This window comes from Monashia sp. HAY1-11D (genome assembly GCF_056868035.1).
Window position 1 is genome coordinate 389209 of sequence record NZ_CP200320.1, and the last position, 22267, is coordinate 411475.

Here is a 22267-nt window from a genome sequence, read left to right on the forward strand (position 1 = left end):
GTCCGCGTCAGGCCCCCGCGAGCGCGCGGACGACGTTGCTCGGGGAGGGCCGGCCCAGCTGGGCGGCCATCCAGACCGAGGTCTCGACGAGCGCGTCGAGGTCGACCCCGGTCTCGACCCCGGCGCCCTGCAGCGCCCACACGAGGTCCTCGGTCGCGAGGTTGCCGGTGGCCGACCTCGCATACGGGCAGCCGCCGAGACCGCCCGCAGACGCGTCGACGACCGACACCCCGTCGCGCAGGGCCGCCATGGTGTTGGCGAGCGCCTGGCCGTACGTGTCGTGGAAGTGAACGGCGACGCGGTCGGTACCGATTCCCTTGCGGGACAGAGCATCCAGGAGCCGGTGCACGTGCCCCGTCGTGCCGACGCCGATGGTGTCGCCGAGGCTCAGCTCGTCGCAGCCGAGGTCCATGAGCCGCTCGGCGGTCTCGACGACCTGGCCGACCGGCACGGGCCCCTCCCAGGGGTCGCCGAAGCACATGGAGACGTAGGCGCGCACCCACATGCCGTCGGCGAGGGCACGCTTCACGACCGGCTCGAACATCGCGTACTGCTCGGCGACCGACCGGTTGAGGTTCTTCTGCGCGAAGGTCTCGGTGGCCGACCCGAAGATGGCGATGGCCTGCAGACCCAGCTCCTCGGCCCGGTCCAGGCCCCGCTCGTTCGGCACGAGGGCCGGACGCCGCCGCCCGACGCCGCCGGGCCCGAGCGCGCCGAGGACCTCCTCGGCGTCGCCCATCTGGGGCACCCACCGCGCAGGCACGAACGAGGTCGTCTCGATGGTGTCGAGACCGGCCGCCTCGAGCCGCCGGATGAACTCGACCTTCGTCGCGGCCGGCACGACCGTCTTCTCGTTCTGCAGGCCGTCACGGGGGCCGACCTCGTAGATCGTCACCTGCGCCGGCAGCCCCGTCGCCGCCTCGACCTGTGGGGATCGCATTCGCCCATACTGTCACCAGCACCAGCGGCACCCGCACGCCCGGGTCGAGGCACTCGGCGGTCACGGGTGAGCGTGGAATACATCGGACCGGGAAGCGGGTTGAGCACTGACGATGAACGACGGACCCCTCATCGTCCAGAGCGACAAGACGCTGCTCCTCGAGGTCGACCACCCCCGCGCGGAGGCAGCGCGCCGGGCCATCGCCCCCTTCGCCGAGCTCGAGCGAGCGCCCGAGCACGTGCACACCTACCGCATCACGCCGCTCGGCCTGTGGAACGCCCGGGCCGCCGGGCACGACGCCGAGCAGGTCGTCGACGCCCTCATGACGCACAGCCGCTACGCGGTGCCCCACGCGCTGCTCGTCGACGTCGCCGACACGATGGACCGCTACGGCCGCCTCACCCTCGAGAAGGAGGGCGTCGCCGACTCCCCCGAGGGGACGCGGCTGGTCCTGCGCACGACCGACCGCCCGGTCCTCGAGGAAGTGCTGCGGCACAAGAAGATCAGGCCACTGACCGGTGAGCGCATCGACGACCTCGCGGTCACCGTCCACCCGAGCGAGCGCGGCACCCTCAAGCAGGAGCTGCTCAAGGTCGGCTGGCCCGCCGAGGACCTGGCCGGCTACGTCGACGGGGAGGCGCACCCGATCGACCTGCGCGAGGACGGCTGGGCGCTGCGGCCCTACCAGCAGCAGGCCGTCGACGGCTTCTGGCACGGCGGGTCCGGCGTCGTCGTGCTGCCCTGCGGCGCCGGCAAGACGCTCGTCGGTGCCGGTGCCATGGCCGCCGCCAAGGCGACGACGCTCATCCTCGTGACGAACACCGTCAGCGCGCGGCAGTGGAAGGACGAGCTGCTGCGCCGCACGAGCCTCACCGAGGACGAGATCGGCGAGTACTCCGGCGCCCGCAAGGAGATCCGCCCGGTCACGATCGCGACCTACCAGGTTCTGACGACGCGCCGGAAGGGCGCCTACACCCACCTCGACCTGCTCGACGCCCGCGACTGGGGGCTCGTCGTCTACGACGAGGTGCACCTGCTGCCGGCGCCGATCTTCCGGATGACCGCCGACCTGCAGGCCCGCCGACGGCTCGGCCTGACCGCGACGCTCGTGCGCGAGGACGGTCGTGAGGCCGACGTCTTCAGCCTCATCGGCCCCAAGCGCTTCGACGCACCGTGGAAGGACATCGAGGCGCAGGGCTACATCGCCCCCGCCGACTGCGTCGAGGTGCGCATCACGCTGCCCGACGGTCAGCGAATGGCCTACGCGACGAGCGAGCCGGAGGACCGGTACCGGCTGGCGTCGTGCACCGACGCCAAGCTGTCGGTCGTCGAGCAGCTGGCGAAGCGGCACGACGGTGAGCCGACGCTCGTCATCGGCCAGTACCTCGACCAGCTGCACGAGGTCGCCGAGCGGCTCGGCGCCGAGGTCATCACCGGCGAGACGACCGTCCGGGAGCGCCAGCGCCTCTACGACGCGTTCCGCGCCGGCGAGATCAGCACCCTCGTCGTCAGCAAGGTCGCGAACTTCTCCATCGACCTTCCCGAGGCGAGCGTCGCCATCCAGGTCAGCGGCACCTTCGGGTCGCGCCAGGAGGAGGCCCAACGCCTCGGGCGCGTCCTGCGTCCCAAGGGTGACGGCCGCACGGCCCACTTCTACACCGTCGTCTCGCGCGACACCGTCGACGCCGACTTCGCCGCCCACCGGCAGCGGTTCCTCGCCGAGCAGGGCTACGCCTACCGCATCGTCGACGCCGACGACCTCTGAGCGTCGCGCGCCGCGAGGACCCGGCGATGGCCCCGGCCGGGCGGCCTGCCCGGCGCAGGGGCGGGGCCCCGTCCCGGTGTCGGACGAGGCCCCTGTGGGGAAGCCGGCACGCTGGTGCCGGTGAGGTCCGCGACCCGGTGCCCGCCCCGTGAGCCGGGCCGCGGACCGGCTCCGTCCTCAGCGCCGGCCCGAGGGGCCGGTGCCGTGGCTGAGCCGTCTCGGGGGACGGGCCCGGTGCCGCCCCGTCGCTGACTCGGCCTCTTCCAGTCTGCCCGAAATGTCCGGATGTGCCACCCCGGGTGCTCTCGCCCAGCCTGGTCACAGAGAACGTGCAGCCTTCTTCCCAGCCAACTCCCAGCAAACGTGCTGAGACTGTTCACGTGGACACCCAGACCGCCGCGGCCCCCGAGGCCAGACTGCTCATCGTCGAGGACGAGCCGAACATCCGTGAGCTGCTCGCCACCTCCCTGCGCTTCGCCGGTTTCGAGGTCGAGACGGCCGCCGACGGCACGAGCGCCCTCGCCATGGCCGAGGAGACCGAGCCTGACCTCGTCGTCCTCGACGTCATGCTGCCCGACGTCGACGGCTTCGAGGTGACGCGTCGCCTGCGCGACCGCGGCCGCCAGCAGCCGATCGTCTTCGTCACGGCGCGCGACGCCACCGGTGACAAGATCCAGGGGCTGACCGTCGGTGGTGACGACTACGTCACCAAGCCGTTCAGCCTCGAGGAGGTCATCGCCCGCATCCGCGCCGTGCTTCGCCGCACGAGGGGGGCCGTCGACGAGACCGCGACACTGCGCTTCCACGACCTCGAGCTCAACGAGGACTCCCACGAGGTGCGCCGCGGCGGACGCGTCATCGACCTGTCCCCCACCGAGTTCAAGCTGCTGCGCTACCTGCTGCTCAACCCCAACCGCGTGCTGTCCAAGCTGCAGATCCTCGACCACGTCTGGGACTACGACTTCCGCGGCGAGTCGGGCATCGTCGAGTCCTACATCTCCTACCTGCGGCGCAAGATCGATGCCGACGGCCCCTCGCTGATCCACACGAAGCGGGGCGTGGGCTACGTCCTGCGCGTGCCGCCGGAGACCTCGAGCTGACCCGACCCGACGGAGCCGACATGAACCCCGAGCCGGCGAGCGGAGCGCCCGACCGCCGCGCGCGTCCGACCCGTGGGCGTCGCCGTCCCTTCGGTCGGCTCCGAGCCCTCCCGCTGCGGTGGCGTCTGCTCGGCGTCGCGCTCGGCCTCATCCTCGTCGCGCTGTCGGTCGTCACGCTCGTCGTCAGCGCGCTCCTGCGCCAGTACCTCGTCGGCCAGTCCGACCAGGAGCTCGACGTCTACGCGACGAGCATCGCGCGCTACCAGGCCCAGGACCTCGTCCAGGGCAAACCCGTCCTCCCGAGCGGTTTCACGCTGCGCCTCATGCCCGTCGGGTCCTCCCGGACGATCAACCTCGGCGAGGCCGCGACGGAGGACGACTCGCCGCTGCTCCCCCGGCTCAACCCCGAGGACCCCCTCGTCGAGGACGGCTCGTCGTTCGAGGTGCCCTCCGAGGGCGGGGGCAGCTCGTGGCTGGCGATGGCGCGCTCGACGGCCGACGACAAGGCCACCTTCATCGTCGCGCTGCCGCTGCGGGGGCTGCAGAGCACCGTCCAGCAGTTCATCTGGTACGCCGTCGCCATCGGCGTCATCGTCCTGCTCGTGTGCGCGGCGCTGGGCTGGTACCTCGTCGGGCGCACGTTCCGACCGTTGACCCGCATCGAGGACACCGCCGCCCAGATCGCCGGCGGCGACCTGACCCAGCGCGTCGCCGTGCCCGACACCGAGGACGAGGTGGCCTCGCTGTCGCGCTCGCTCAACGCGATGCTCGGCCGCATCGAGCAGAGCTTCGCGGTCCGGGAGGCCAACGAGGCCAAGATGCGACGGTTCATCGCCGACGCGTCGCACGAGCTGCGGACGCCACTGGCGGCCGTCGGCGGCTACGCCGAGCTGTACCGCCAGGGCGCGCTGCCGAACGCCGAGGCCGTGACGGGGGCGATGGGCCGCATCGAGAGCGAGAGCCAGCGCATGAGCGGGCTCGTCGAGGACCTGCTCACGCTCGCGCGCCTCGACGGCGAGCGGCCGCTGGAGATCCAGACCGTCGACCTCGCGGTCCTCGCCGCCGACGCCGCGCAGGACGCCCGCACCATCGCGCCGGACCGGCACGTGACGGCCACCGGCATCCACGGCCCGATCGGCCCGACCGAGCTCGAGGCCGACGAGCGCCAGCTGCGCCAGGTGGTGACGAACCTCGTGACCAACGCGCGGCTGCACACACCGCCTGGTACACCCGTGGAGATCCTCGTCGGCCGGGTCGACACCGCCCACGTCGCCCTCCACGTCCGCGACCACGGGCCGGGCATCCCGCCCGAGGCACGGGCCAGCGTCTTCGAGCGCTTCTACCGTGCCGACACCTCGCGCAGCCGGGGCAAGGGCGGCGGCAACGGTCTCGGGCTGGCCATCGTCGAGGCGATCGTCGAGGCACACCGCGGCTCGGTCCGGGTCGAGGAGACCCCCGGCGGGGGCGCCACGTTCGTCGTCGAGCTGCCCGTCCACGCGACCCGCGAGCATCGCACAGGCGATTCCTAGGGACGCCACAACGCCGTCAAAAGCTGCCTCGATGACATGGGTACCAGGCAGGTACAGCCACATGAGGAGGAGCCATGACCCTGGCACCGGACAACACCCAGCGCATCCCCGAGGGCGCCGACTACTACAGCCAGGCCGCCCCGCCCGTCCCGCCGGCGTTCGGGCCGACCCAGCAGCAGACGCCTCCCCCGCCGCCGCGCCGGGACCGCCGGATCGGCCAGACGGCCGTGACCGCCCTCCTCGCCGCGGTCCTCGCGAGCGGCGGCACGTACGCCGCGACGCAGTACGCCGGGCACGACGGCTCGACGGCGAGCAGCTCCTCGAGCACGACGCAGAGCTCGAGCCAGGGCTCCTCGCCGACCGTCATCCAGGGCAACGCCTCGAGCCCCGACTGGTCCGCGGTGGCCAAGGCGGTGTCGCCGAGCGTCGTCAGCATCGACGTCACGACGCCGCAGGGTGAGGCCGCCGGCTCGGGCGTCGTCTTCGACAAGACCGGCCACATCCTGACGAACAACCACGTCGTCGGTGACGCGACGGGCGGCCAGGGACAGATCACGGTGACGCTGTCCGACGGGCGCACCTACAGCGCCACGATCGTCGGCACCGACCCGTCGACCGACCTCGCCGTCATCAAGCTCGCCTCGGTCCCGACCGACATCGTCCCGATCTCGGTCGGCGACTCCGAGGCGCTCAAGGTCGGCGACCCGGTCATGGCCGTCGGCAACCCGCTCGGGCTGTCGGGCACCGTGACGACGGGCATCGTGTCGGCGCTCAACCGCCCCGTCAGCACGAGCACGTCCGAGCAGAACCAGTCGCCGTTCGGCCAGCAGGGCAGCGCCGGCGACGAGGTCGTCACGAACGCGATCCAGACGTCCGCGGCGATCAACCCCGGCAACTCCGGCGGTGCCCTCGTCAACGCCAAGGGCCAGCTCGTCGGCATCAACAGCTCGATCGCGTCGCTGAGCCAGGGATCGAGCGGCCAGAGCGGCAACATCGGCATCGGCTTCGCGATCCCGGTCAAGGAGGCCAGGTCGATCGCCGAGCAGCTCATCAAGAGCGGCAAGGCCGAGCACGCCTTCCTCGGGGTGACGCTGCGCGACACCGTCGTCACCGACGGCCCGGCCAGGCGCGCCGGGGCCCAGGTGGCCTCGGTCCAGGGCGGGACGCCTGCCGCGAACGCCGGCCTGAGGAGCGGCGACGTCGTCATCGCCGCCGACGGCCAGCGCATCGACTCGGCCACGGCCCTCGTGGCCCAGATCCGCGAGATGACGGCCGGCGACAAGACGACGCTGACGATCGTCCGCGGCGGCCAGCGCCAGGACGTGCAGGTGACCCTCGCCGTCAAGCCCAGCTCGTCGAGCTGACCCGGACGCGGCGGCGGCCCGACGCTCCCCGGGCCGCCGCCGGGACCGCGTACCCTTGCGCGGTGAGCCAGACCGAGACCGAGCTCGACCCCGCCGCCGTCGTGCGCCTCGACCCCGAGGACGTCGCCACCGCGGTGCGGGTCCTCGCCCTCGCCCCCTCGCTCGACCTCGACGACCCCGACTTCGAGACCCTCAAGCGCGCCGCGTCGCTGATGTACAAGCGCCTGAAGAAGGACCGCCGCAACGCCAAGACCTGGGCCGAGCGCAAGGCCGACCGTCAGGTCATCGAGTCGACGGCCACCGGCTCGCCGATGCGGATCGACGACGAGACCAAGGGAATCCCGTTGGTGTCCACCGCCACTGGCGCGTACGCCGGTGAGCTCGTCAACCCGCGGGGCTGCTACGTCTGCAAGCGCGACTACACGCTCGTCGATGCGTTCTACCACTGGCTCTGCCCCGAGTGCGCCGCCTTCAGCCACGCCAAGCGCGACCAGCGCACCGACCTGACCGGCAAGCGCGCCCTTCTCACCGGCGGCCGGGCCAAGATCGGCATGTACATCGCGCTGCGGCTGCTGCGCGACGGCGCGCACACGACGATCACGACGCGCTTCCCCAAGGACGCGATGCGCCGGTTCTCCTCGATGGAGGACTCGGCCGAGTGGATCCACCGGCTCAAGATCGTCGGCATCGACCTGCGTGACCCGACGCAGGTCGTCGCCCTCGCCGACGAGGTCTCGGCGGCCGGCCCGCTCGACATCCTCGTCAACAACGCGGCGCAGACCGTGCGCCGCTCCCCCGGCGCCTACAGCAAGCTCGTGGAGCTGGAGGCGGCGCCGCTGCCCGACGGCGTCGCCCTGCCGGAGATGGTGACGTTCGACCGGGTCAGCGAGGCGCACCCGGCCTCCATCGCCGGAGCGCTCAGGGGTCACGCCGTCGCCCACCACGACGGCGAGTCGGTCGAGCACGCTCTTGCCGCCCAGACCGCCGCCTCGATGACCGCGCTCGCGCTGAGCGCCGGCCAGGCCAGCCTCGAGGCGCACCGGGCCGGGACCGCGGTCGACGCCGGTGGGCTGCTGCCGGACCTGCAGCGCACGAACTCGTGGACCCAGAAGGTCGAGGAGGTCGACCCGCTCGAGCTGCTCGAGGTGCAGCTGTGCAACTCGACGGCGCCGTTCATCCTCATCTCGCGGCTGCGCCCGGCCATGCGGGCCGCGGTCGCCGCCGGGGCGCGGCGGGCCTATGTCGTCAACGTGTCGGCGATGGAGGGCCAGTTCTCGCGGCGCTACAAGGGCCCCGGGCACCCGCACACCAACATGGCCAAGGCCGCGCTCAACATGCTGACCCGCACGAGCGCCGGGGAGATGTTCGAGACCGACCGGATCCTCATGACGGCCGTCGACACCGGCTGGATCACCGACGAGCGGCCGCACGACGAGAAGCTGCGCATCGCGGCCGAGGGCTGGCACGCCCCGCTCGACCTCGTCGACGGCGCGGCCCGCGTCTACGACCCGATCGTGCGCGGCGAGGCCGGCGAGGACCTCTACGGCTGCTTCGTCAAGGACTACCGGCCCAGCCCCTGGTGAGCCGCCCGGCGCTCAGTGCAGCCGCTTGGCGTACCAGACCTCGGCGTAGGGGTCGTCGACGGTGAAGCAGGGCACCTCGGCATAGCCGTGGCGGGTGTAGAGGGCGCGGGCCTCCAGGAGGTCCAGGCGCGTATCGAGGCGGATCGACCGGACCCCCCAGACCCGGGCCACCTCCTCGGCGCACAGCAGCAGGCTGGTGCCCAGGCCCGCTCCGCGGTGCTCGGGCCGGACGTAGAGCCGACGCAGCTCGGCGACCCGGACACCGGAGGCGTCGCGAAGCCGGCGGACGCCGACGCAACCACCGACGACGCTCGGGTCCTCTGCACGTCGGGCGAAGAGGAACCGGCCCGTCGGCGGAGCGAGGTCGTCGCTGCGCATCCGGGAGAAGCCGGCCTCCAGCTCCTCCGGGGTCGAGCCGCGGCCCTCCCTGAGCCGGTACCACCGGTCGCTGACCTCGACGTAGTACGCACGCAGGAGGGCAAGGGAGTCCTCGGAACCGACGTCGCCCAGCTCGACGACCCACTCGGGCGGCGGCCCCGGCGTCACGCCACGGCGCCGAAGGTGGCCCGCGACTCCAGGGCCTCCCGCAGCTCGGCGTCGGCGTCGACGAGGGAGCGCCGGACGGCGGGGGTCAGGTCGTGCCGGTCGAGGGCCTCGGCGCTCAGACGGGCCGTGTCGTCGGTGAAGACCTTCGGGAAGGCCACGAGGACGACCCGCGACAGGGCGTCCTCGCCGACCCAGCCGGCCATCGCCGGGACGTCGGCGAAGTACCGCGGCACGTAGTCGGCGACGAGCGCGTCCTCGGGTGCGACCCAGAACCCGCGGGCCAGGTGCACCATCTCGTAGTTGGACCGCCCGTGCCGCCCCGTCAGCTGCTCCCAGGCCCACGCCTTGTCGTCCGGCGCCGGCAGGGAGGCACGGCACATCAGCGCGTTGAGCCCGCCCTGGAGCGTGTCGTCCTTGGCCCGGAAGACGTCGACGCCGGCCGCGTCGAGCAGGCCGCGCGCGGCGAGGTTGCGGACGACGATCCACCGGAAGTCGCCGTCGTCGGACAGTCCCTCCGGCAGCTGGTTGCCGTCGGCCCACGCCCGCAGGAGCGCCTCGTCGTCGCTCGTGCCGGCGAGCAGGCGTGCCGCGGCGAGCGACTCGGTCGACCCGGTGGGGGCCCGGTCCAGCAGCGTCGACGCGGCCGCTGCGAGGCGCCCGAGCGCGGCCTCCTGGCCAGAGCGTGGCACGAAGAACGGCACGACGCGGTGCTCGGCGTAGCCCGCCGTACGGGTCAGGATCGAGGAGTTCGTCTCGTGCGGCCAGGCGGCGTCGAAGACGTCGAGGAACGCGTCGGGCGAGACCGCCGCGCCGTGCACGCCGTCGACGAGCGCCGACCAGACGACCGCCCGGGCCTGGGCGTCCGGCACCTGGGCGAGCTGCGCCGGCAGCGCGGCGACCGTCGCGTCCGGTAGGCGCACCCGCGCCCACGTCAGGTCCGACGCGTTGGGCACGAGGACCGCCGGGACGGGCGCACCCACGAGGGCCTCGAGCGGCGTCCGGTCGGTCGTGACGGTCGTCGTCACCCGGCCGACCTCGCGCCCGTCGGTCCAGCCGGCGACGTCGAAGGCGTGCGGCCGGTCGGCCGGGTGGGTGGCCGGCGTCTCGCGGACGACGACGGCGCTCCGGATGAGACCGGCGTGCTCCTCGAGGTCGACGGAGAGCGTGTCGCGGTCGGCGGTGAGCAGCCAGCCGCGCGACCAGGCGGCGAGGTCCTTGCCGCCCGCGCGCTCGATGGCGCCGAGGAAGTCGGTGAGCGTCCCGTTGCCGTACGCGGTGTCGCGCAGGTACGAGCGGACGCCTGCGATGAAGGCGTCGTCACCGACGTAGGCGATGAGCTGGCGCAGCGCGGCGGCGCCCTTGGCGTAGGAGATCCCGTCGAAGTTCTGCAGGGCGCTCTGAGCGTCGAGGGCCTCCACGCCGGCCACCGGGTGGGTGGAGGGCGAACGCTCCGCGCCGTAGCCCCACACCTTGCGCACGATCGAGGAGTCGACCCAGGCGTCGGTGTACTCGGTGGCGTCGACGAGGCACCGGTGGGACATGTACTCGGCGAAGGACTCGTTGAGCCAGAGGTCGTCCCACCACTGCATCGTCACGAGGTCGCCGAACCACATGTGCGACATCTCGTGGCTCACGGTGTTGGCCCGCGTGAGCAGCTCGTCGCGGGTGGCGGCGCCGCGGTAGAGGTACTGGTCGCGGAAGGTGACGCAGCCGGGGTTCTCCATGGCGCCGGCGTTGAACTCGGGCACGAACACCTGGTGGTACTCGCCGAACGGGTACCGGATGCCGAACAGCCCGTGGAAGTAGTCGAACGACCGACGCGTCACGTCGAGGATCTCGGGGGCGTGCCGCTCGAGGGGCTCCTTGAGCGAGGCCCGGGCGTGCAGGCCGAGCGGGATGCCGTCGTGCTCGGCGCGCACGGACGTGTACGGCCCGGCGCAGACCGTGACGAAGTAGGTGGCGAGCGGTCTCGTCGTGCCGAGGACCCACCGGCCGGGCTCGACCTGCTCGGCGGCCCCGTTGCCGATGACGACCCAGTCGCGGGGGGCGCGGACCGTGACGTCGTAGGGCGCCTTGAGGTCGGGCTGGTCGAAGCAGGCGTACACGCTCGGGGCGGCGTCGAGGAAGAGGTGCCCGTAGACGTAGTCCTGCCCGTCGGCGGGGTCGGTGGCCCGGTGCAGGCCCTGGCCGTCGTGGCTGTAGGCCATCGTCGCCACGACGACGAGCTCGTTCTCGGTGGCGAGGCCGCTCAGCGCGAGGCGCCCGTCGACGACGCCGGCCGGGTCGAGCGGGGCTCCGTTGAGGGTCACCGATTCGACGGAGCGCGCCTTGACGTCGACCCACGAGCCCTCCCCCGGCGTCGCGCACGTGAAGCGCACCGTCGAGCGCGAGCCGAACACCTCCGGCCCCTGGTCGAGGTCGAGGTCGACCGAGTACGAGGTGACGGTGAGGCGCGAGGATCGCTCGCGGGCTTCGGCCAGGGTGAGACTGCGCATGGGGGCGAGCCTGCCAGATCGGCGGCCCGGGCGTCGCGGGCGTTGCGACCTCAGTGCTGGACCGGACCGCCGGCCATCTGCTCGAGCCGGGCGATGCGGCGGTCCATCGGCGGGTGCGTCGACAGGAAGCGCGTGACGTCCTGGGCCCGGAACGGGTTGGCGATCATCATGTGACTGGCGTTGACGATGTCCTGCTGCGGGGGCAGGGGCGCACGGGCGACACCGGACTCGAGCTTGCGCAGCGCCGACGCGAGGGCGAGCGGGTCACCGGTGAGGCTGGCACCGTCCTCGTCGGCGTCGAACTCCCGGGTGCGGCTGATGGCCATCTGGATCAGGACGGCCGCGAACGGGGCGAGCAGGCTCATGACGAGCAGCGCGAACGGGTTGGGCCGGTCGTCCTCGTTGCTGCCACCGCCGAACATGCTGGTGAACATGAGCATCTGGCCGATGGAGGTGATGACGCCGGCGATCGCCGCCGCGACCGAGCTGGTGAGGATGTCGCGGTTGTAGACGTGCATCAGCTCATGGCCCAGGACGCCGCGCAGCTCCCGCTCGTCGAGCAGCTGCAGGATGCCCTCGGTGCAGCACACGGCCGCGTTCCTCGGGTTGCGGCCGGTGGCGAAGGCGTTCGGCGCCTGGGTGGGCGAGATGTACAGGCGCGGCATCGGCTTGCCGGCGCGCGTCGACAGCTCGCGCACGATGCGGTACATCGCCGGCGCCTGGGCCTCGGAGACCGGGTAGGCGTGCATGGCCCGGATCGCGAGCTTGTCGGAGTTCCAGTAGCCGTAGAACGTCGTCCCGACGCCGATGAGGGCGAAGAGCCAGAGGTAGCGACCTCCGCCGACGAGCGCGCCGATCCCGAGCAACAGGGCCCAGATGCCACCGAAGAGCGCGGCGGTCTTGAGCCCGTTGAAGTGGTTGTGCATGTCCGGTCAACGCTCGACCGACGGACGCGGTTCCCTCCGGCTGGGCGTTGGCTGGGAGCGATGGTGACGGGAACCACATCCGGATGAAGACTCAACTACACGAGTAGTACTACGCGATGTAGTAGTTTTGCAGTGTCAGGAACCGACCCGGGGAAACCACCCCGATCCTCACACCAGGAGGCGCATCATGCGCAAGACGCTCGACAGGCTCATCTCGTGGACCGGCCTCATCGTGGCCGCCGTCCTTCTCGTCGCCGGAGGGCTGATGACCTACGCGAGCGGCTTCATCGGCGACCAGGTCACGCAGCAGCTGAGCCAGCAGGACATCACGATGCCGGCGGCCGCAGCCATCGCCGAGATGTCCCCCGCCGACAAGGCCGCGCTCACCCCCTGGGCCGACGGCCGGACGAAGATGACGACCGGCGAGCAGGCCAAGGCCTTCGCCGACCACTACATCCTCGTCCACATGAACGCGGCCTCGGACAACCGCACCTACGAGCAGGTCTCCGGCGAGTTCATGAAGCTGTCCAAGGACGCCAGCGCCGACCAGGCCAAGGTCGCCGAGCTGGGGCAGCTTCGCCAGACGCTCTTCATGGGCAACACCCTGCGCGGCCTGCTGCTCAACGCGTACGCCTTCGGCACCATGGGCGCGGTGGCCGGGATCGCAGCGGTCGTGGCCTACGTCGGCGCCGGCCTGCTCCTGGTCCTCAGCATCCTGGGCCTGCGGCACGCCAAGCGCGTCACGCAGGTCGCGGCGCCCGCCACGGCAGCGCGCACCGAGGCGCTCGCCCGGAGCTGACCACCCATCGACCGACCCCGCCGCCCCCCGGGCAGCGGGGTCGTCCGCTGCCCCGAACCGACGTCCCACAGCACCCTCACCACCTGCCCCGACAACCGGAGCAGCAGCAAGGAGCCACCCGCCACCCACCAGCACCCTCACCACCTGCCCCGACAACCGGAGCAGCAGCAAGGAGCCACCCGCCACCCACCAGCACCCTCACCACCTGCCCCGAAAGCCGGGGCAGGTGGTGAGGCGGTGGGGGCACAGCCCCCTGTGGACGGTGGCGACCCGTTCGACCCTTCGCAGCCCGCGCTGGGGACGGCGATGCCCGTCGCCGGTGCCCACCTGAGACGGTGGGCGCCACGGACCGCAGCAGGAGGCCACGATGGACGACGCCTTCGACGGCGCCGCGTACGTGCGCCGCGTGCGCCGCCTCGCCGACCTCAGCCAGCGCGAGCTGGCCGCCCGCACGGGCCTGTCCTCCTCCGCGGTCGGTCGTATCGAGTCCGGCGAGAGGCGCCTCGACGTCGGGACGCTGTCGCGGATCCTTGACGTGGCCGGGCTGCGGCTCCTGGTCGTCGACGCGCAGAACCGGCCGGTTCAACCCGTGCCGCGGGACGTGTTGCGTGACCATGCAGAGCGCCACTTCCCGAGCCACCTCGACGTCGCGGGGCCCGACGACATGCCGGGTCACCGCGGTGCCAACCCCCGCAAGGGCAAGCCTCCGGCCAAGGGCTGGTACACCCTGCGCGGGCAGCGCCTCGAGCTGCGGGATCGTCGGGGTACCCAGCCGGACCATCCGACGGCGGCCGGCCTGCGCCGCGAGCGGTTGGAGCGCCTCGCCCTGGGGCGCGCGGCGGTCGGCGAACGGGAGGGTCCCCACGTCGAGGTCGAGTGCATGTGCGTCGACGCCTGCTTCGAGGAGCTCTGCCTACCCGACTGCGCGTGCCAGTGCGAGCCCGACCGGCGGCGCCCCGTGCGCCACCGATCATGAGGCACCTGGCGCTGCCGGGATCCCCGGCGCCTCAGGACACCCACTCGACGAGCTGGATCGTCAGACCGTTGGGGTCGGCGACCTGGCAGTACCGCTCGCCCCAGGGCTCGGTCTCGGGCGCCGTGACGACCGGTACGCCCGCCGCCACCATCCGCTCGAACTCGACGTCGACGGACTCGACGACGAACGCGAGCAGCAGTCCTTCGCCCGCGGAACCCGCGCGGTCTACCGGCTTGAACGATTCAAGCCCCGTGCGCAGCAGGACGACGTTCGGCCCGCCGTCGGGATGGCGCAACGAGACGAAGCCGTCGTCGGCCATCGCCACGTCGAAGCCGAGGTGCTCCTGCAGGAACGCGGCCGACGCCTCCGGGTCGGGAACGTTGAGCGAGATGGCAGAGTCGAGCAGATGCATGGCGGCCCCTTCCGTCGTGACAATATGCGTACAGTGTACATAAATTTGAGGAGGGCGCATGCCGACCCTGGTCGACCTGCTGTGGCGGCGGGAGCGCGAACCGACGAGGCCCGGTCCCGGTCGACGCCCCCGCGCGTCGGTCGACGAGATCGTGGGCGCCGGGATCGCGGTGGCCGACCGGGTCGGCACCCTCGGCTTCGGACTGCGCGAGGTCGCCAAGGAGGTGGGAGTGTCGGTCATGTCCCTCTACACGCACGTGGCGACCCGTGAGGAGCTCCTCGCCCTCATGGTCGACGAGTGCCGGCGCACCATGGCCGCGCGACCCAGCGAGGGACCGTGGCGCGAGCGGCTGGAGCAGGTGGCCGCCGAGAACCTCACCCTGCTCGAGCAGCATCCATGGCTGGCGGAGTGGGAGAGCGAGCGTGAGGTGCTGGGTCCGGGCACGCTCGGCAAGTACGAGCGCGAGCTCGGTGCCGTCGCGGCGCTGCCGCTCGACGACGTCACCCGTGACGCCGTCCTCACGCTCGTCCTCGACCACGTCCGGGCCAGTGCTCGCGCGCTTCGACAGGCCGGTCTGGAGCGGGCCCGGGAGTCACCCGAGCAGTGGTGGGAGCGGGAGGGGTCCCGACTGGCCGAGCTCGACGTCGCCGGTCGCTACCCGCTCGCCTCGCGGGTCGGCACCGCCGCCGGCACCGAGCAGGGCGCGGCCCGCGACGCGGTGCGGGCCCACCACTTCGGACTCCAGGTCATCCTCGACGGCGTCGAGGCCCGGGTCAGCCGAGCAGGCGCAGCAGGACGTCCGGCTGGACGCTGACGACGACGAGCACGGCCGCCGCGAGAACCAGCCCGGCCACGGCCACCCCGCCGCCACGGCGAGGCCCCGACGCCGAGCCCGGCGCGCCCGAGGCACTCGAGGCACCCGGCCCGTCCGAGGCGCCCGACGCCTCCGCCGCCGCCAGCGCTCCCGACGTGTCCGGAGAGGACACGACCGGTCGCAGCCAGCGCAGGTACACGGCCACGCCGAGCACAGCGTTGGCCGCCGCGATGGCGGCGAGCCACACCCATCCCTCGGCGACGACCGGTCGCAGGGCCACGACCTTGCCGACGAGGCCGATGACGCCCGGTGGCAGTCCCGCCAGCGACGTGAGCGCGAGGGCGAGCGCCCCGGCACGCCACGGGCTGCGGCGCCACAGGCCTTCGTACCCGGCGAGGACACGGCCGTCGGCGGGCCGCTCGCGGACGGTCACGGCCACGACCGCGAAGGCGACGAGCGTCGCGGCGACGTAGGTGAGCAGGTAGGTCGCGCTCGCCCCGACCCCGAGGGCCGAGATGCTCACGAGCGGCAGGATCACCCAGCCCGCCTGGGCGACCGTCGACCAGGCCAGGAGGCGCACGACGTCGTCCTGCCGCAGCGCCAGGACGTTGCCGACGGTCATGCTCAGCGCGGCGAGCAGGGCGATCGACGACAGAGCGGGCGTGCCGAGCACCGAGACCGCCCGCAGGACGACGAGCAGGGCGGCGAGCGCGGCGATCTTCGACACGGTCGCCAGGAACGTCGCGATCGGCAGCGGTGCGCCGGCGTAGGCGGTGGGGGTCCACGCGTGGAACGGCACGAGCGAGAGCTTGAAGCCCACCCCGGCCAGCACGAGAACGGTCGCCAGGGAGACGACCCCGGCCGACACCGAGGGGAAGACCACCGACGTCGGGGAGCCCGGGGCGGTCTGGAACGCGCCGCCCGTGGACAGCGCGGCGTCGGGGGTCAGGAAGGGGCTGCCGGTGGCCGCATACCAGAGCGCGACACCGAGGGTGAGCAGGGCGAATGACACGAGCGACGTGACGAGCAGCTGGGTCGCCCCGGCGACGGCCGAGCGCCGCCCGGACAGCGCGACGAGGACGACGACCGGCAGGGTCGCGAGCTCGAGGGCGACCAGCCACGTGCCGACGTCGCGGCTGGCCGCCACGACGACCGTGGCGGCCAGGGCGGCGAGCAGGAGCACGACTTGCACCGGTTCGGAGGCCGGCTCGGGCGCGGACGACCGGGACGGCGCGGACGACCCGGGCCTCCGGCCGCGCCGCGGCCACGCCAGCAGGACGCAGAGGAGGGCGGCGGCCCCCGCCGCGATCTGGAGCGCGCCGGTCAGGGCGTCGGCCTCCCAGAAGCACGACGCAGGCAGTCCCTCGACCGTGGGCAGCGCCGAGCCGGACGGCGGCGCCAGGCACAGGGTGGTCCGGGTGTCGCCGCTCGCGAGGCCGGGCACCGTCGCCAGGGCCGTCCCCACGGACGCGAGCGCCGCCACGCCCCACGGCAGCCGCCGCAGCGTCGGCACGACCAGGTCGGCGACGAGCACGAGCAGCGCGCAGCCCAGCGGGACGAGCGCCGGCAGGAGGACGGCGAGGTCGAGGCTCAGCCCCTTCACGGCGCCACCCCCGTACCGGTGAGCAGCCCGCCGGCCGCGGCGGCGGACAGCGACAGGAGCAGGTGCGGCGCGACACCGAGCACGACGATGACCACGACGAGCGTCACCATGACGGCCCACCGGATGCCCTGGGCGTCGGCGACGGCGACCGCCGCAGAACCGGTCGCCGCGTCGCTGCCCTCACCGGCCCAGACGATGCGGGCCACCCGCAACGAGTAGGCGGCCGCGAGCGCCAGGCCGACGGCGCCGAGCACGACGCAGACCCGGAGCAGGGCGACCGGCCGGCCGTCGGCGGGTGACCACGTCGCGTACAGCGCGAGGAACTCGCCCCAGAAGCTGATGAGCCCGGGCAGCCCGAGCGCCCCGGCGAGACCGAGGACGAGGGCGCCACCGAGGCGAGGAGCGTTGTCGCGCAGGGCCGCCCGGGCCACCCGCAGGTCGGCGGAGCCCCAGCGCTCCTTGAGCTCGCCGACGACGACGAACAGCAGCGCCGAGACGACGCCGTGCGCGATGTTGCCGAAGAGGGCGGCCTGCAACCCGGTCTCGCTGCCGGAGGCGAGGGCGAGGGCGACGAAGCCCATGTGCGCCACCGAGCTGTAGGCGATGAGCCGCTTGAGGTCGCGTTCGACGAGGCAGGCGAGGCCTCCCCAGAGGATGCCGACGACGCCGAGGAGGGCGAGCACGGGCGCGAGCGCGGCGACGCCGGCCGGCACGGTGGCGACGACGAGGCGCACGATGCCGTAGGTCCCCATCTTGAGCAGGACGGCGGCGAGCAGCACCGACCCTGCGGTGGGCGCGATGGTGTGCGCCGACGGGAGCCACGTGTGCAGCGGCCAGAGCGGCACCTTGATGCCGAGCCCGACGAGGAGGACGGCGGCCACGGCGACCTCGAGCGGCCGGGCCAGCCCGGCGCCGTGCCGGGCGGCGAGGACCGCGAGGTCGGACGTGCCCTGGTGGTGCACGAGCAGGAGGATGCCGATCAGCATCAGCGTCGAGCCGAGGACGGTGAACAGCACGAACCGGCCGGCCGCGTCGGCCCGGGCCTCGTCGGGCACGTGGTCGTCGCCGAACCGACGGATGAGCACCCACATCGGCACGAGGACGACCTCGAAGGCGATGAAGAAGAGGATGGCGTCGCGGGCCAGGAACGTGCCGAGCGCGCCGGTCTCGACGAGGAGGATGCACCCGAGGAACGTCGAGCCGCTGCCTCCCTTGGGGATCGGACCCGAGAGCGCGTGCGCGACGAGGCCCACCGTCAGCAGGGCGGTCAGCAGCACGAGCGCCGCCGAGACGCCGTCGACGCCGAAGTGCCATCGCACACCGAGGGACCGGATCCACGGCGCGTCGACCTCGGCGCGGGTGGCGACGACGACCACGGCGAGGACCGCGGTGACGACCGAGGCGCCGAGGGCGATGCCCCGTTCGGCTCGCGACTCGCCCGGGATCGCGACGAGGGCGATGGCCGCGAGCAGCGGCACGAGCAGCATCAGCGTCAGCGCCACGCGGCCACCCCCAGGACGGCCACCGAGACGGCACCGACGAGCACGGCGACGAGGGCACCCGACGGCACGCCCCGGTGGGCGCGGTCACCGAGGCGCCCGACGCCACGGACGACGACGGCGGTGGCACGCGGGTAGGCGTCGACGACGTCGCGGTCGAGGGCCACGACGAGACGTGCGGCCGCCGTGACCATCCGGCCGAAGGCGACGTAGGCCGTGTCGACGCCGAAGCCGCGAACCGCGTTCACGCGCAGGGGCGCCGGGACGTGGTCGGCGACGTCGACGCGACCCCGGTCGCTCAGCGACCACACCGCGAAGGCCGCCCCGACGACGAGGAGGACCGACAGCAGGGCACTGAGCAGACCGATGTGGACGCCACCACGCATCCCGGTGAGCAGGAGGGCGCCGAGGACGGTCAGCGCTGCGAGCGCCGACACGACGATGGCAGCGGGCAGGGTGATCGCCCTGTGCCCGTGGGCGTGGACCCGCTCGACCTCCGCGTCGTCCGCGCTGTCGGCGGTCGTGACGACGGCGACGTCCTCCTCGGCGACCACGGCGTCGGGCGTCGCAGCGGGGTGGGCGGCCTCGACGGTCTCGGGGACGGGTGCCGGTCCGGCGACGGCACCGGCCACCGGGGTGTCGAGCAGCAGCCAGGCGCGGGTGCAGTACGCGGCGGTGAGCACGACAGTGACGAAGAGGGCGACGACGACGATCGTCGCGCCGACACCCTCCCCCTCGAGTGCGGCGTCGATGACGGTGTCCTTGCTGACGAAGCCGACGAGGGGCGGCACCCCGGCGAGCGCGGCGAGGCCGATGCCGGTCGACCACCGCAGCGCGCCGGTGCCGCGCAGCCGACCGCGGAGCGTGACGAGGGCCGTGGCACCGGCCAGCACCGCCAGCCACCCGGCCGCGAGGAAGAGCAGCGCCTTGAAGAACGCGTGTCCGATCAGGTGCGACAGGCCGGCCCCGGGACCGAGGTCGTGCGGTGCGGCGGCCAGCGCCGAGAGCATGATGGCGACCTGGCTGAGGGTCGAGTAGGCGAGCATCCGCTTGAGGTCGGTCTGCACGAGGGCGAGCAGGGCGGCGTAGACCATCGTCACCGCCGCGAGGACCGCGAGCAGGGTCCGCGCGCCCTCGTGTCCGGCGTAGAGGGAGAAGAGCCTTGCGATGACGTACGTGCCGGCCGCGACCATCGTCGCGGCGTGGATGAGGGCCGAGGCCGGTGTCGGGCCCTCCATGGCGTCGGGCAGCCAGTCGTGGAACGGGACGAGGCCGGACTTGCCGGCGACCCCGACGGCCACGCCGACGAGGCCGACGGTCAGCGCGGTGGTGTGGCCGGTCGCGGAGATCACGGCGAGCAGGTCGGTGCTGCGGGCCCGGACCGAGAGGGCGACGATCCCCACGACCATGCCGATGTCGGCGACCCGCGTCACGAGGAACGCCTTGTAGGCGGCGCGCCGGGCCGCCGGCCGCTCGCTGTCGTGGCCGATGAGCAGCCACGAGCACCAGCCCATGACCTCCCAGCCGACGAGCATCAGGACGAGGTCGGAGGCCTGGACGACGAGGAGCATCCCGGCGGCGAACAACGACACCGACGCGGCGAAGCGCCCGTAGCGCGGGTCGTCGCCGAGGTACCAGACCGTGAACACCTGGATGCCGAGGACGACGAGCGCCACGACGAAGGACACGAGGCCCGAGACCCGGTCGGACAGCAGGTGCAGGGGCGCGGCGAGGTCACCGAGGGGCAGCGCACCGAAGGTGCCGATGTCGGCGGTGCGCGTCGGGGCGACCCACTGGAGCAGCGCGAGGACCGCGACGAGGGTCGACGCGCCGACCGCGACGCCGCCCGACACCCGACGCTGCCGGTGCACGAGCAGACCGGCCAGGGCGGCGAGCGCCGGGACGACGACGATCATCCGCACGACCCAGCTCATGACCGCACCTCCGGCCCCGCCGCAGCGGGCTCGCCGGCCAGGCCGTGCGCATCGGAGGCGCCGCGCGCATCGGAGGCGCCGCGCGCGCCGGTCCCGGCCGATGCGTACGGCTCGTCGGCGCCGTCCTCCAGGTCGTCGGGCTCCGGTCCGTCGTCGAGGTCGGGCACGTGCGTCAGGTCGACGTGGCCCGTCGTGCGGAAGAGCACGAGCACGATGGCGAGCGCGACGACGACCTCGGCCGCCGCGATGGTGATGACGAAGAGCGTCAGCACGGCGCCTGCCGCGAGGGGGGACCCCGAACGCGAACCAGCCGTCACGAGAAGGAGGTTCGCCGCGTTGAGGACGAGCTCGACGCCGATGAGCACGAGCACGGCGTTGCGCCGGGCGAGGATGCCGAAAACGCCGGCGCCCGCGAGCAGGGCGACGAGGAGGACGGGCAGCTCGAGGTGGATCACGAGACGGCCCCCGACCCCGGGCGACGCGCGCGCTCGGCGGCGACCGCGTCGACGCGTCCGCGCTCGAGCACGAGGCGCGACACCGCGAAGGCTCCGACGAGTGCCACGAGCAGCAGCACCGACAGCAGCTCGAACGGCCACACCCACGTGCCGAACACGGCCTGGGCGATGCGCGGGGTCGCCGAGGGCGCGTCGTCGAGCGAGGCGGTGGCCCCGGAGAAGAGCGGCAGGAGCAGCGCCCCGAGCAGGACCGCCGTGGCCGCCCCGAGGAGGGCGCCGACCACGCGCTGCCAGGCCGGGGTGTCGATCTCGGCGTGCGGACCGATCGGCGCCCGGGTCAGCATGAGCGCGAAGAGCACGAGGACGACGACCGCGCCCACGTAGACGAGCAGCTGCACGAGCCCGACGAGCTCCTGGCCGAGCACGAGGTAGCACCCGGCGAGCGAGCCGAGCGACACCAGCAGCCACAGGGCCGCGTGCACCACGTGACGCGTCGTGACGGCGAGCAGCGCCGTGAGGCCCGTGATCGCGCCGACGGCGGCGAACACGATGTCGCGGGTCGTCACGCGCGGCCCTCCTCGTCGGGGGCCTCCGGCGTCGAGGACGTCGGCAGCACCTGCGTCTCGTCGCCCGCGCCCGATGGCGTCTCGGGCGTCGAGGAGGTCGGCAGCACCTGCGTCTCGTCGCCGCTGCGGGACGCGGTCGCCGCGGCGTCCACGGCGTCGTCGATGCCGGCGCTGCCGGCGCTCCCGGCGCTGCCGGCGCTCCCGGCGCTGCCGGCGCTGCCGGCGCTACCGGCGCTCCCGGCGGTGCCGACGGCCGGCATCCGACGGGTCGGCGCGACGGTGCCCGGCGCGTCGGTCCCGGGCGTGGTGTCGCGCGCGGGCCGGACCCGCGTCGGACGCGTCGCCGCGCCTGCGCGCGCAGCGCCGGCGCGATCGCCGGGACCCGCGGCGCCGGCGGCGCCGGCGGCTCCCGCGCCGCGCGCCCCGCGGGCCGGGCGCGAGGACGCCGCGACCTCGGCGGGCTCGGCGCTGCCGGGGTCGAGCGCGGGCGGAGGCGGGACCGTGGCCATCCACGCGCCGAGGCGGTCCTTCTCGTGGAGCAGGTCGCGGATGTCGAGCTCGGCGTACTCGAACTCGGGGCTCCAGTGCAGCGCGTCGAACGGGCAGGCCTCGATGCAGATGCCGCAGTACATGCACAGCGAGAAGTCGATGGCGAACCGGTCGAGGACGTTGCGCTGCCGGGCCCTGCCACCGGGCGTCGTCGGCGGGACCTCCTCCTTGTGGGAGTCGATGTAGATGCACCAGTCGGGGCACTCGCGCGCGCAGAGCATGCACGAGGTGCAGTTCTCCTCGGTCAGCGCGATGACGCCCCGCGAGCGCGGGGGCAGCGCCGGCGCGACGTCGGGATACTCCACCGTGTGACTGCGGCGGGTCATCGTGCGGGCCGTCTGCGCGAGGCCCCTGACGAGGCCGGGGACGATGCCGTCACCCACGGCGGGTCACCCCCTCGGGTCGGGTCGGG

Annotated in this window: 19 protein-coding genes; 8 read left to right on the top strand and 11 right to left on the bottom strand. The window is 73.2% G+C overall.

Annotation, left to right across the window (positions count from 1 at the left end):
• Window positions 1-7: 7 nt before the first annotated feature.
• Window positions 8-940, bottom strand: a complete 933-nt coding sequence (locus tag AC1VM9_RS01685) for a hydroxymethylglutaryl-CoA lyase (protein ID WP_483120810.1) — start codon at window positions 938-940, stop codon at window positions 8-10.
• A gap of 112 nt (window positions 941-1052) precedes the next feature.
• Here AC1VM9_RS01685 and AC1VM9_RS01690 point away from each other — a divergent pair, with 112 nt between their 5' ends.
• The 5 genes from AC1VM9_RS01690 to AC1VM9_RS01710 all read left to right on the top strand — a co-directional run bounded on the left by AC1VM9_RS01690 (window position 1053) and on the right by AC1VM9_RS01710 (window position 8281).
• Entirely contained in the window at window positions 1053-2705 is a 1653-nt protein-coding gene (locus tag AC1VM9_RS01690) for a DNA repair helicase XPB (RefSeq protein ID WP_483120811.1), read from the top strand.
• Window positions 2706-3085: 380 nt separating this feature from the next.
• Complete coding sequence (locus AC1VM9_RS01695; RefSeq protein WP_481340891.1) at window positions 3086-3805, top strand: response regulator transcription factor; 720 nt, start codon at window positions 3086-3088, stop codon at window positions 3803-3805.
• A gap of 20 nt (window positions 3806-3825) precedes the next feature.
• Complete coding sequence (locus AC1VM9_RS01700) at window positions 3826-5334, top strand: sensor histidine kinase (protein ID WP_483120813.1); 1509 nt, start codon at window positions 3826-3828, stop codon at window positions 5332-5334.
• Window positions 5335-5408: 74 nt separating this feature from the next.
• Entirely contained in the window at window positions 5409-6698 is a 1290-nt protein-coding gene (locus AC1VM9_RS01705) for a S1C family serine protease (protein WP_483120815.1), read from the top strand.
• 62 nt (window positions 6699-6760) lie between these two features.
• Window positions 6761-8281: an SDR family NAD(P)-dependent oxidoreductase gene (locus AC1VM9_RS01710; protein ID WP_483120817.1), complete on the top strand. Its 1521-nt coding sequence runs from the start codon at window positions 6761-6763 to the stop codon at window positions 8279-8281.
• A 12-nt stretch (window positions 8282-8293) separates the two neighbouring features.
• Here AC1VM9_RS01710 and AC1VM9_RS01715 read toward each other — a convergent pair whose 3' ends face one another.
• The 3 genes from AC1VM9_RS01715 to htpX are packed head-to-tail and all read right to left on the bottom strand — an operon-like array spanning window position 8294 to window position 12248.
• A complete protein-coding gene (locus tag AC1VM9_RS01715) occupies window positions 8294-8827 on the bottom strand; it encodes a GNAT family N-acetyltransferase (RefSeq protein ID WP_483120818.1) in 534 nt (177 codons plus the stop codon).
• Window positions 8824-11322: an aminopeptidase N gene (gene pepN / locus AC1VM9_RS01720; RefSeq protein WP_483120820.1), complete on the bottom strand. Its 2499-nt coding sequence runs from the start codon at window positions 11320-11322 to the stop codon at window positions 8824-8826. The genes AC1VM9_RS01715 and pepN overlap by 4 nt, the downstream gene beginning before the upstream one ends.
• Before the next feature lie 50 nt (window positions 11323-11372).
• Entirely contained in the window at window positions 11373-12248 is an 876-nt protein-coding gene (htpX, locus tag AC1VM9_RS01725) for a zinc metalloprotease HtpX (RefSeq protein ID WP_481341880.1), read from the bottom strand.
• 187 nt (window positions 12249-12435) lie between these two features.
• Between htpX and AC1VM9_RS01730 the strand changes: the two genes are divergently transcribed.
• Together AC1VM9_RS01730 and AC1VM9_RS01735 are read left to right on the top strand one after the other, a co-directional pair.
• The gene (locus tag AC1VM9_RS01730; protein ID WP_481347265.1) at window positions 12436-13047 is read left to right on the top strand and encodes a hypothetical protein; all 612 of its coding nucleotides are present in this window, start codon (window positions 12436-12438) and stop codon (window positions 13045-13047) included.
• Between the two features lie 367 nt (window positions 13048-13414).
• Window positions 13415-14023 (top strand): helix-turn-helix domain-containing protein, encoded by a 609-nt coding sequence (locus AC1VM9_RS01735; protein WP_483120822.1) that lies wholly within the window; start codon window positions 13415-13417, stop codon window positions 14021-14023.
• 31 nt (window positions 14024-14054) lie between these two features.
• Here the strand turns inward: AC1VM9_RS01735 and AC1VM9_RS01740 are convergent, their stop codons facing one another.
• Entirely contained in the window at window positions 14055-14435 is a 381-nt protein-coding gene (locus AC1VM9_RS01740) for a VOC family protein (RefSeq protein ID WP_481341877.1), read from the bottom strand.
• Window positions 14436-14493: 58 nt separating this feature from the next.
• On the opposite strand from AC1VM9_RS01740, the gene AC1VM9_RS01745 reads away from it, so the two are divergent.
• Window positions 14494-15249: a TetR/AcrR family transcriptional regulator C-terminal domain-containing protein gene (locus AC1VM9_RS01745; protein WP_483120824.1), complete on the top strand. Its 756-nt coding sequence runs from the start codon at window positions 14494-14496 to the stop codon at window positions 15247-15249.
• Here AC1VM9_RS01745 and AC1VM9_RS01750 read toward each other — a convergent pair.
• Genes AC1VM9_RS01750 through AC1VM9_RS01775 form a run of 6 tightly spaced genes read right to left on the bottom strand, consistent with a single transcriptional unit; the run spans window position 15209 to window position 22238 of the window.
• A complete protein-coding gene (locus AC1VM9_RS01750) occupies window positions 15209-16852 on the bottom strand; it encodes an NADH-quinone oxidoreductase subunit N (protein WP_483120826.1) in 1644 nt (547 codons plus the stop codon). The genes AC1VM9_RS01745 and AC1VM9_RS01750 overlap by 41 nt on opposite strands.
• On the bottom strand, window positions 16849-18354 hold the full coding sequence (locus AC1VM9_RS01755) for a complex I subunit 4 family protein (RefSeq protein ID WP_483120828.1): 1506 nt from the start codon (window positions 18352-18354) through the stop codon (window positions 16849-16851). The genes AC1VM9_RS01750 and AC1VM9_RS01755 overlap by 4 nt, the downstream gene beginning before the upstream one ends.
• Entirely contained in the window at window positions 18345-20285 is a 1941-nt protein-coding gene (locus tag AC1VM9_RS01760; RefSeq protein WP_483120830.1) for an NADH-quinone oxidoreductase subunit 5 family protein, read from the bottom strand. The genes AC1VM9_RS01755 and AC1VM9_RS01760 overlap by 10 nt, the downstream gene beginning before the upstream one ends.
• Window positions 20282-20740 carry an NADH-quinone oxidoreductase subunit NuoK gene (gene nuoK, locus AC1VM9_RS01765; RefSeq protein WP_483120832.1) on the bottom strand — a complete coding sequence of 153 codons (459 nt, stop codon included), beginning with the start codon at window positions 20738-20740 and terminating at the stop codon, window positions 20282-20284. Before nuoK ends, AC1VM9_RS01760 begins: the two co-directional genes overlap by 4 nt.
• Window positions 20737-21306, bottom strand: coding sequence for an NADH-quinone oxidoreductase subunit J family protein (locus tag AC1VM9_RS01770; protein WP_483120833.1), 570 nt, complete (start codon window positions 21304-21306; stop codon window positions 20737-20739). The genes nuoK and AC1VM9_RS01770 overlap by 4 nt, the downstream gene beginning before the upstream one ends.
• The gene (locus AC1VM9_RS01775) at window positions 21303-22238 is read right to left on the bottom strand and encodes a NuoI/complex I 23 kDa subunit family protein (RefSeq protein ID WP_483120834.1); all 936 of its coding nucleotides are present in this window, start codon (window positions 22236-22238) and stop codon (window positions 21303-21305) included. The genes AC1VM9_RS01770 and AC1VM9_RS01775 overlap by 4 nt, the downstream gene beginning before the upstream one ends.
• Window positions 22239-22267 lie beyond the last annotated feature (29 nt).

Excerpts from the sequence above, each read along its gene's own strand:
- AC1VM9_RS01690 (WP_483120811.1), top strand. The coding sequence starts at position 1,053 with ATGAACGACGGACCCCTCATCGTCCAGAGCGACAAGACGCTGCTCCTC.
- AC1VM9_RS01700 (WP_483120813.1), top strand. The coding sequence starts at position 3,826 with ATGAACCCCGAGCCGGCGAGCGGAGCGCCCGACCGCCGCGCGCGTCCG.
- AC1VM9_RS01745 (WP_483120824.1), top strand. The coding sequence starts at position 14,494 with ATGCCGACCCTGGTCGACCTGCTGTGGCGGCGGGAGCGCGAACCGACG.
- AC1VM9_RS01705 (WP_483120815.1), top strand. The coding sequence starts at position 5,409 with ATGACCCTGGCACCGGACAACACCCAGCGCATCCCCGAGGGCGCCGAC.
- AC1VM9_RS01740 (WP_481341877.1), bottom strand. The coding sequence starts at position 14,435 with ATGCATCTGCTCGACTCTGCCATCTCGCTCAACGTTCCCGACCCGGAG.
- pepN (WP_483120820.1), bottom strand. The coding sequence starts at position 11,322 with ATGCGCAGTCTCACCCTGGCCGAAGCCCGCGAGCGATCCTCGCGCCTC.
- AC1VM9_RS01730 (WP_481347265.1), top strand. The coding sequence starts at position 12,436 with ATGCGCAAGACGCTCGACAGGCTCATCTCGTGGACCGGCCTCATCGTG.
- AC1VM9_RS01735 (WP_483120822.1), top strand. The coding sequence starts at position 13,415 with ATGGACGACGCCTTCGACGGCGCCGCGTACGTGCGCCGCGTGCGCCGC.
- htpX (WP_481341880.1), bottom strand. The coding sequence starts at position 12,248 with ATGCACAACCACTTCAACGGGCTCAAGACCGCCGCGCTCTTCGGTGGC.
- AC1VM9_RS01760 (WP_483120830.1), bottom strand. The coding sequence starts at position 20,285 with ATGAGCTGGGTCGTGCGGATGATCGTCGTCGTCCCGGCGCTCGCCGCC.
- AC1VM9_RS01685 (WP_483120810.1), bottom strand. The coding sequence starts at position 940 with ATGCGATCCCCACAGGTCGAGGCGGCGACGGGGCTGCCGGCGCAGGTG.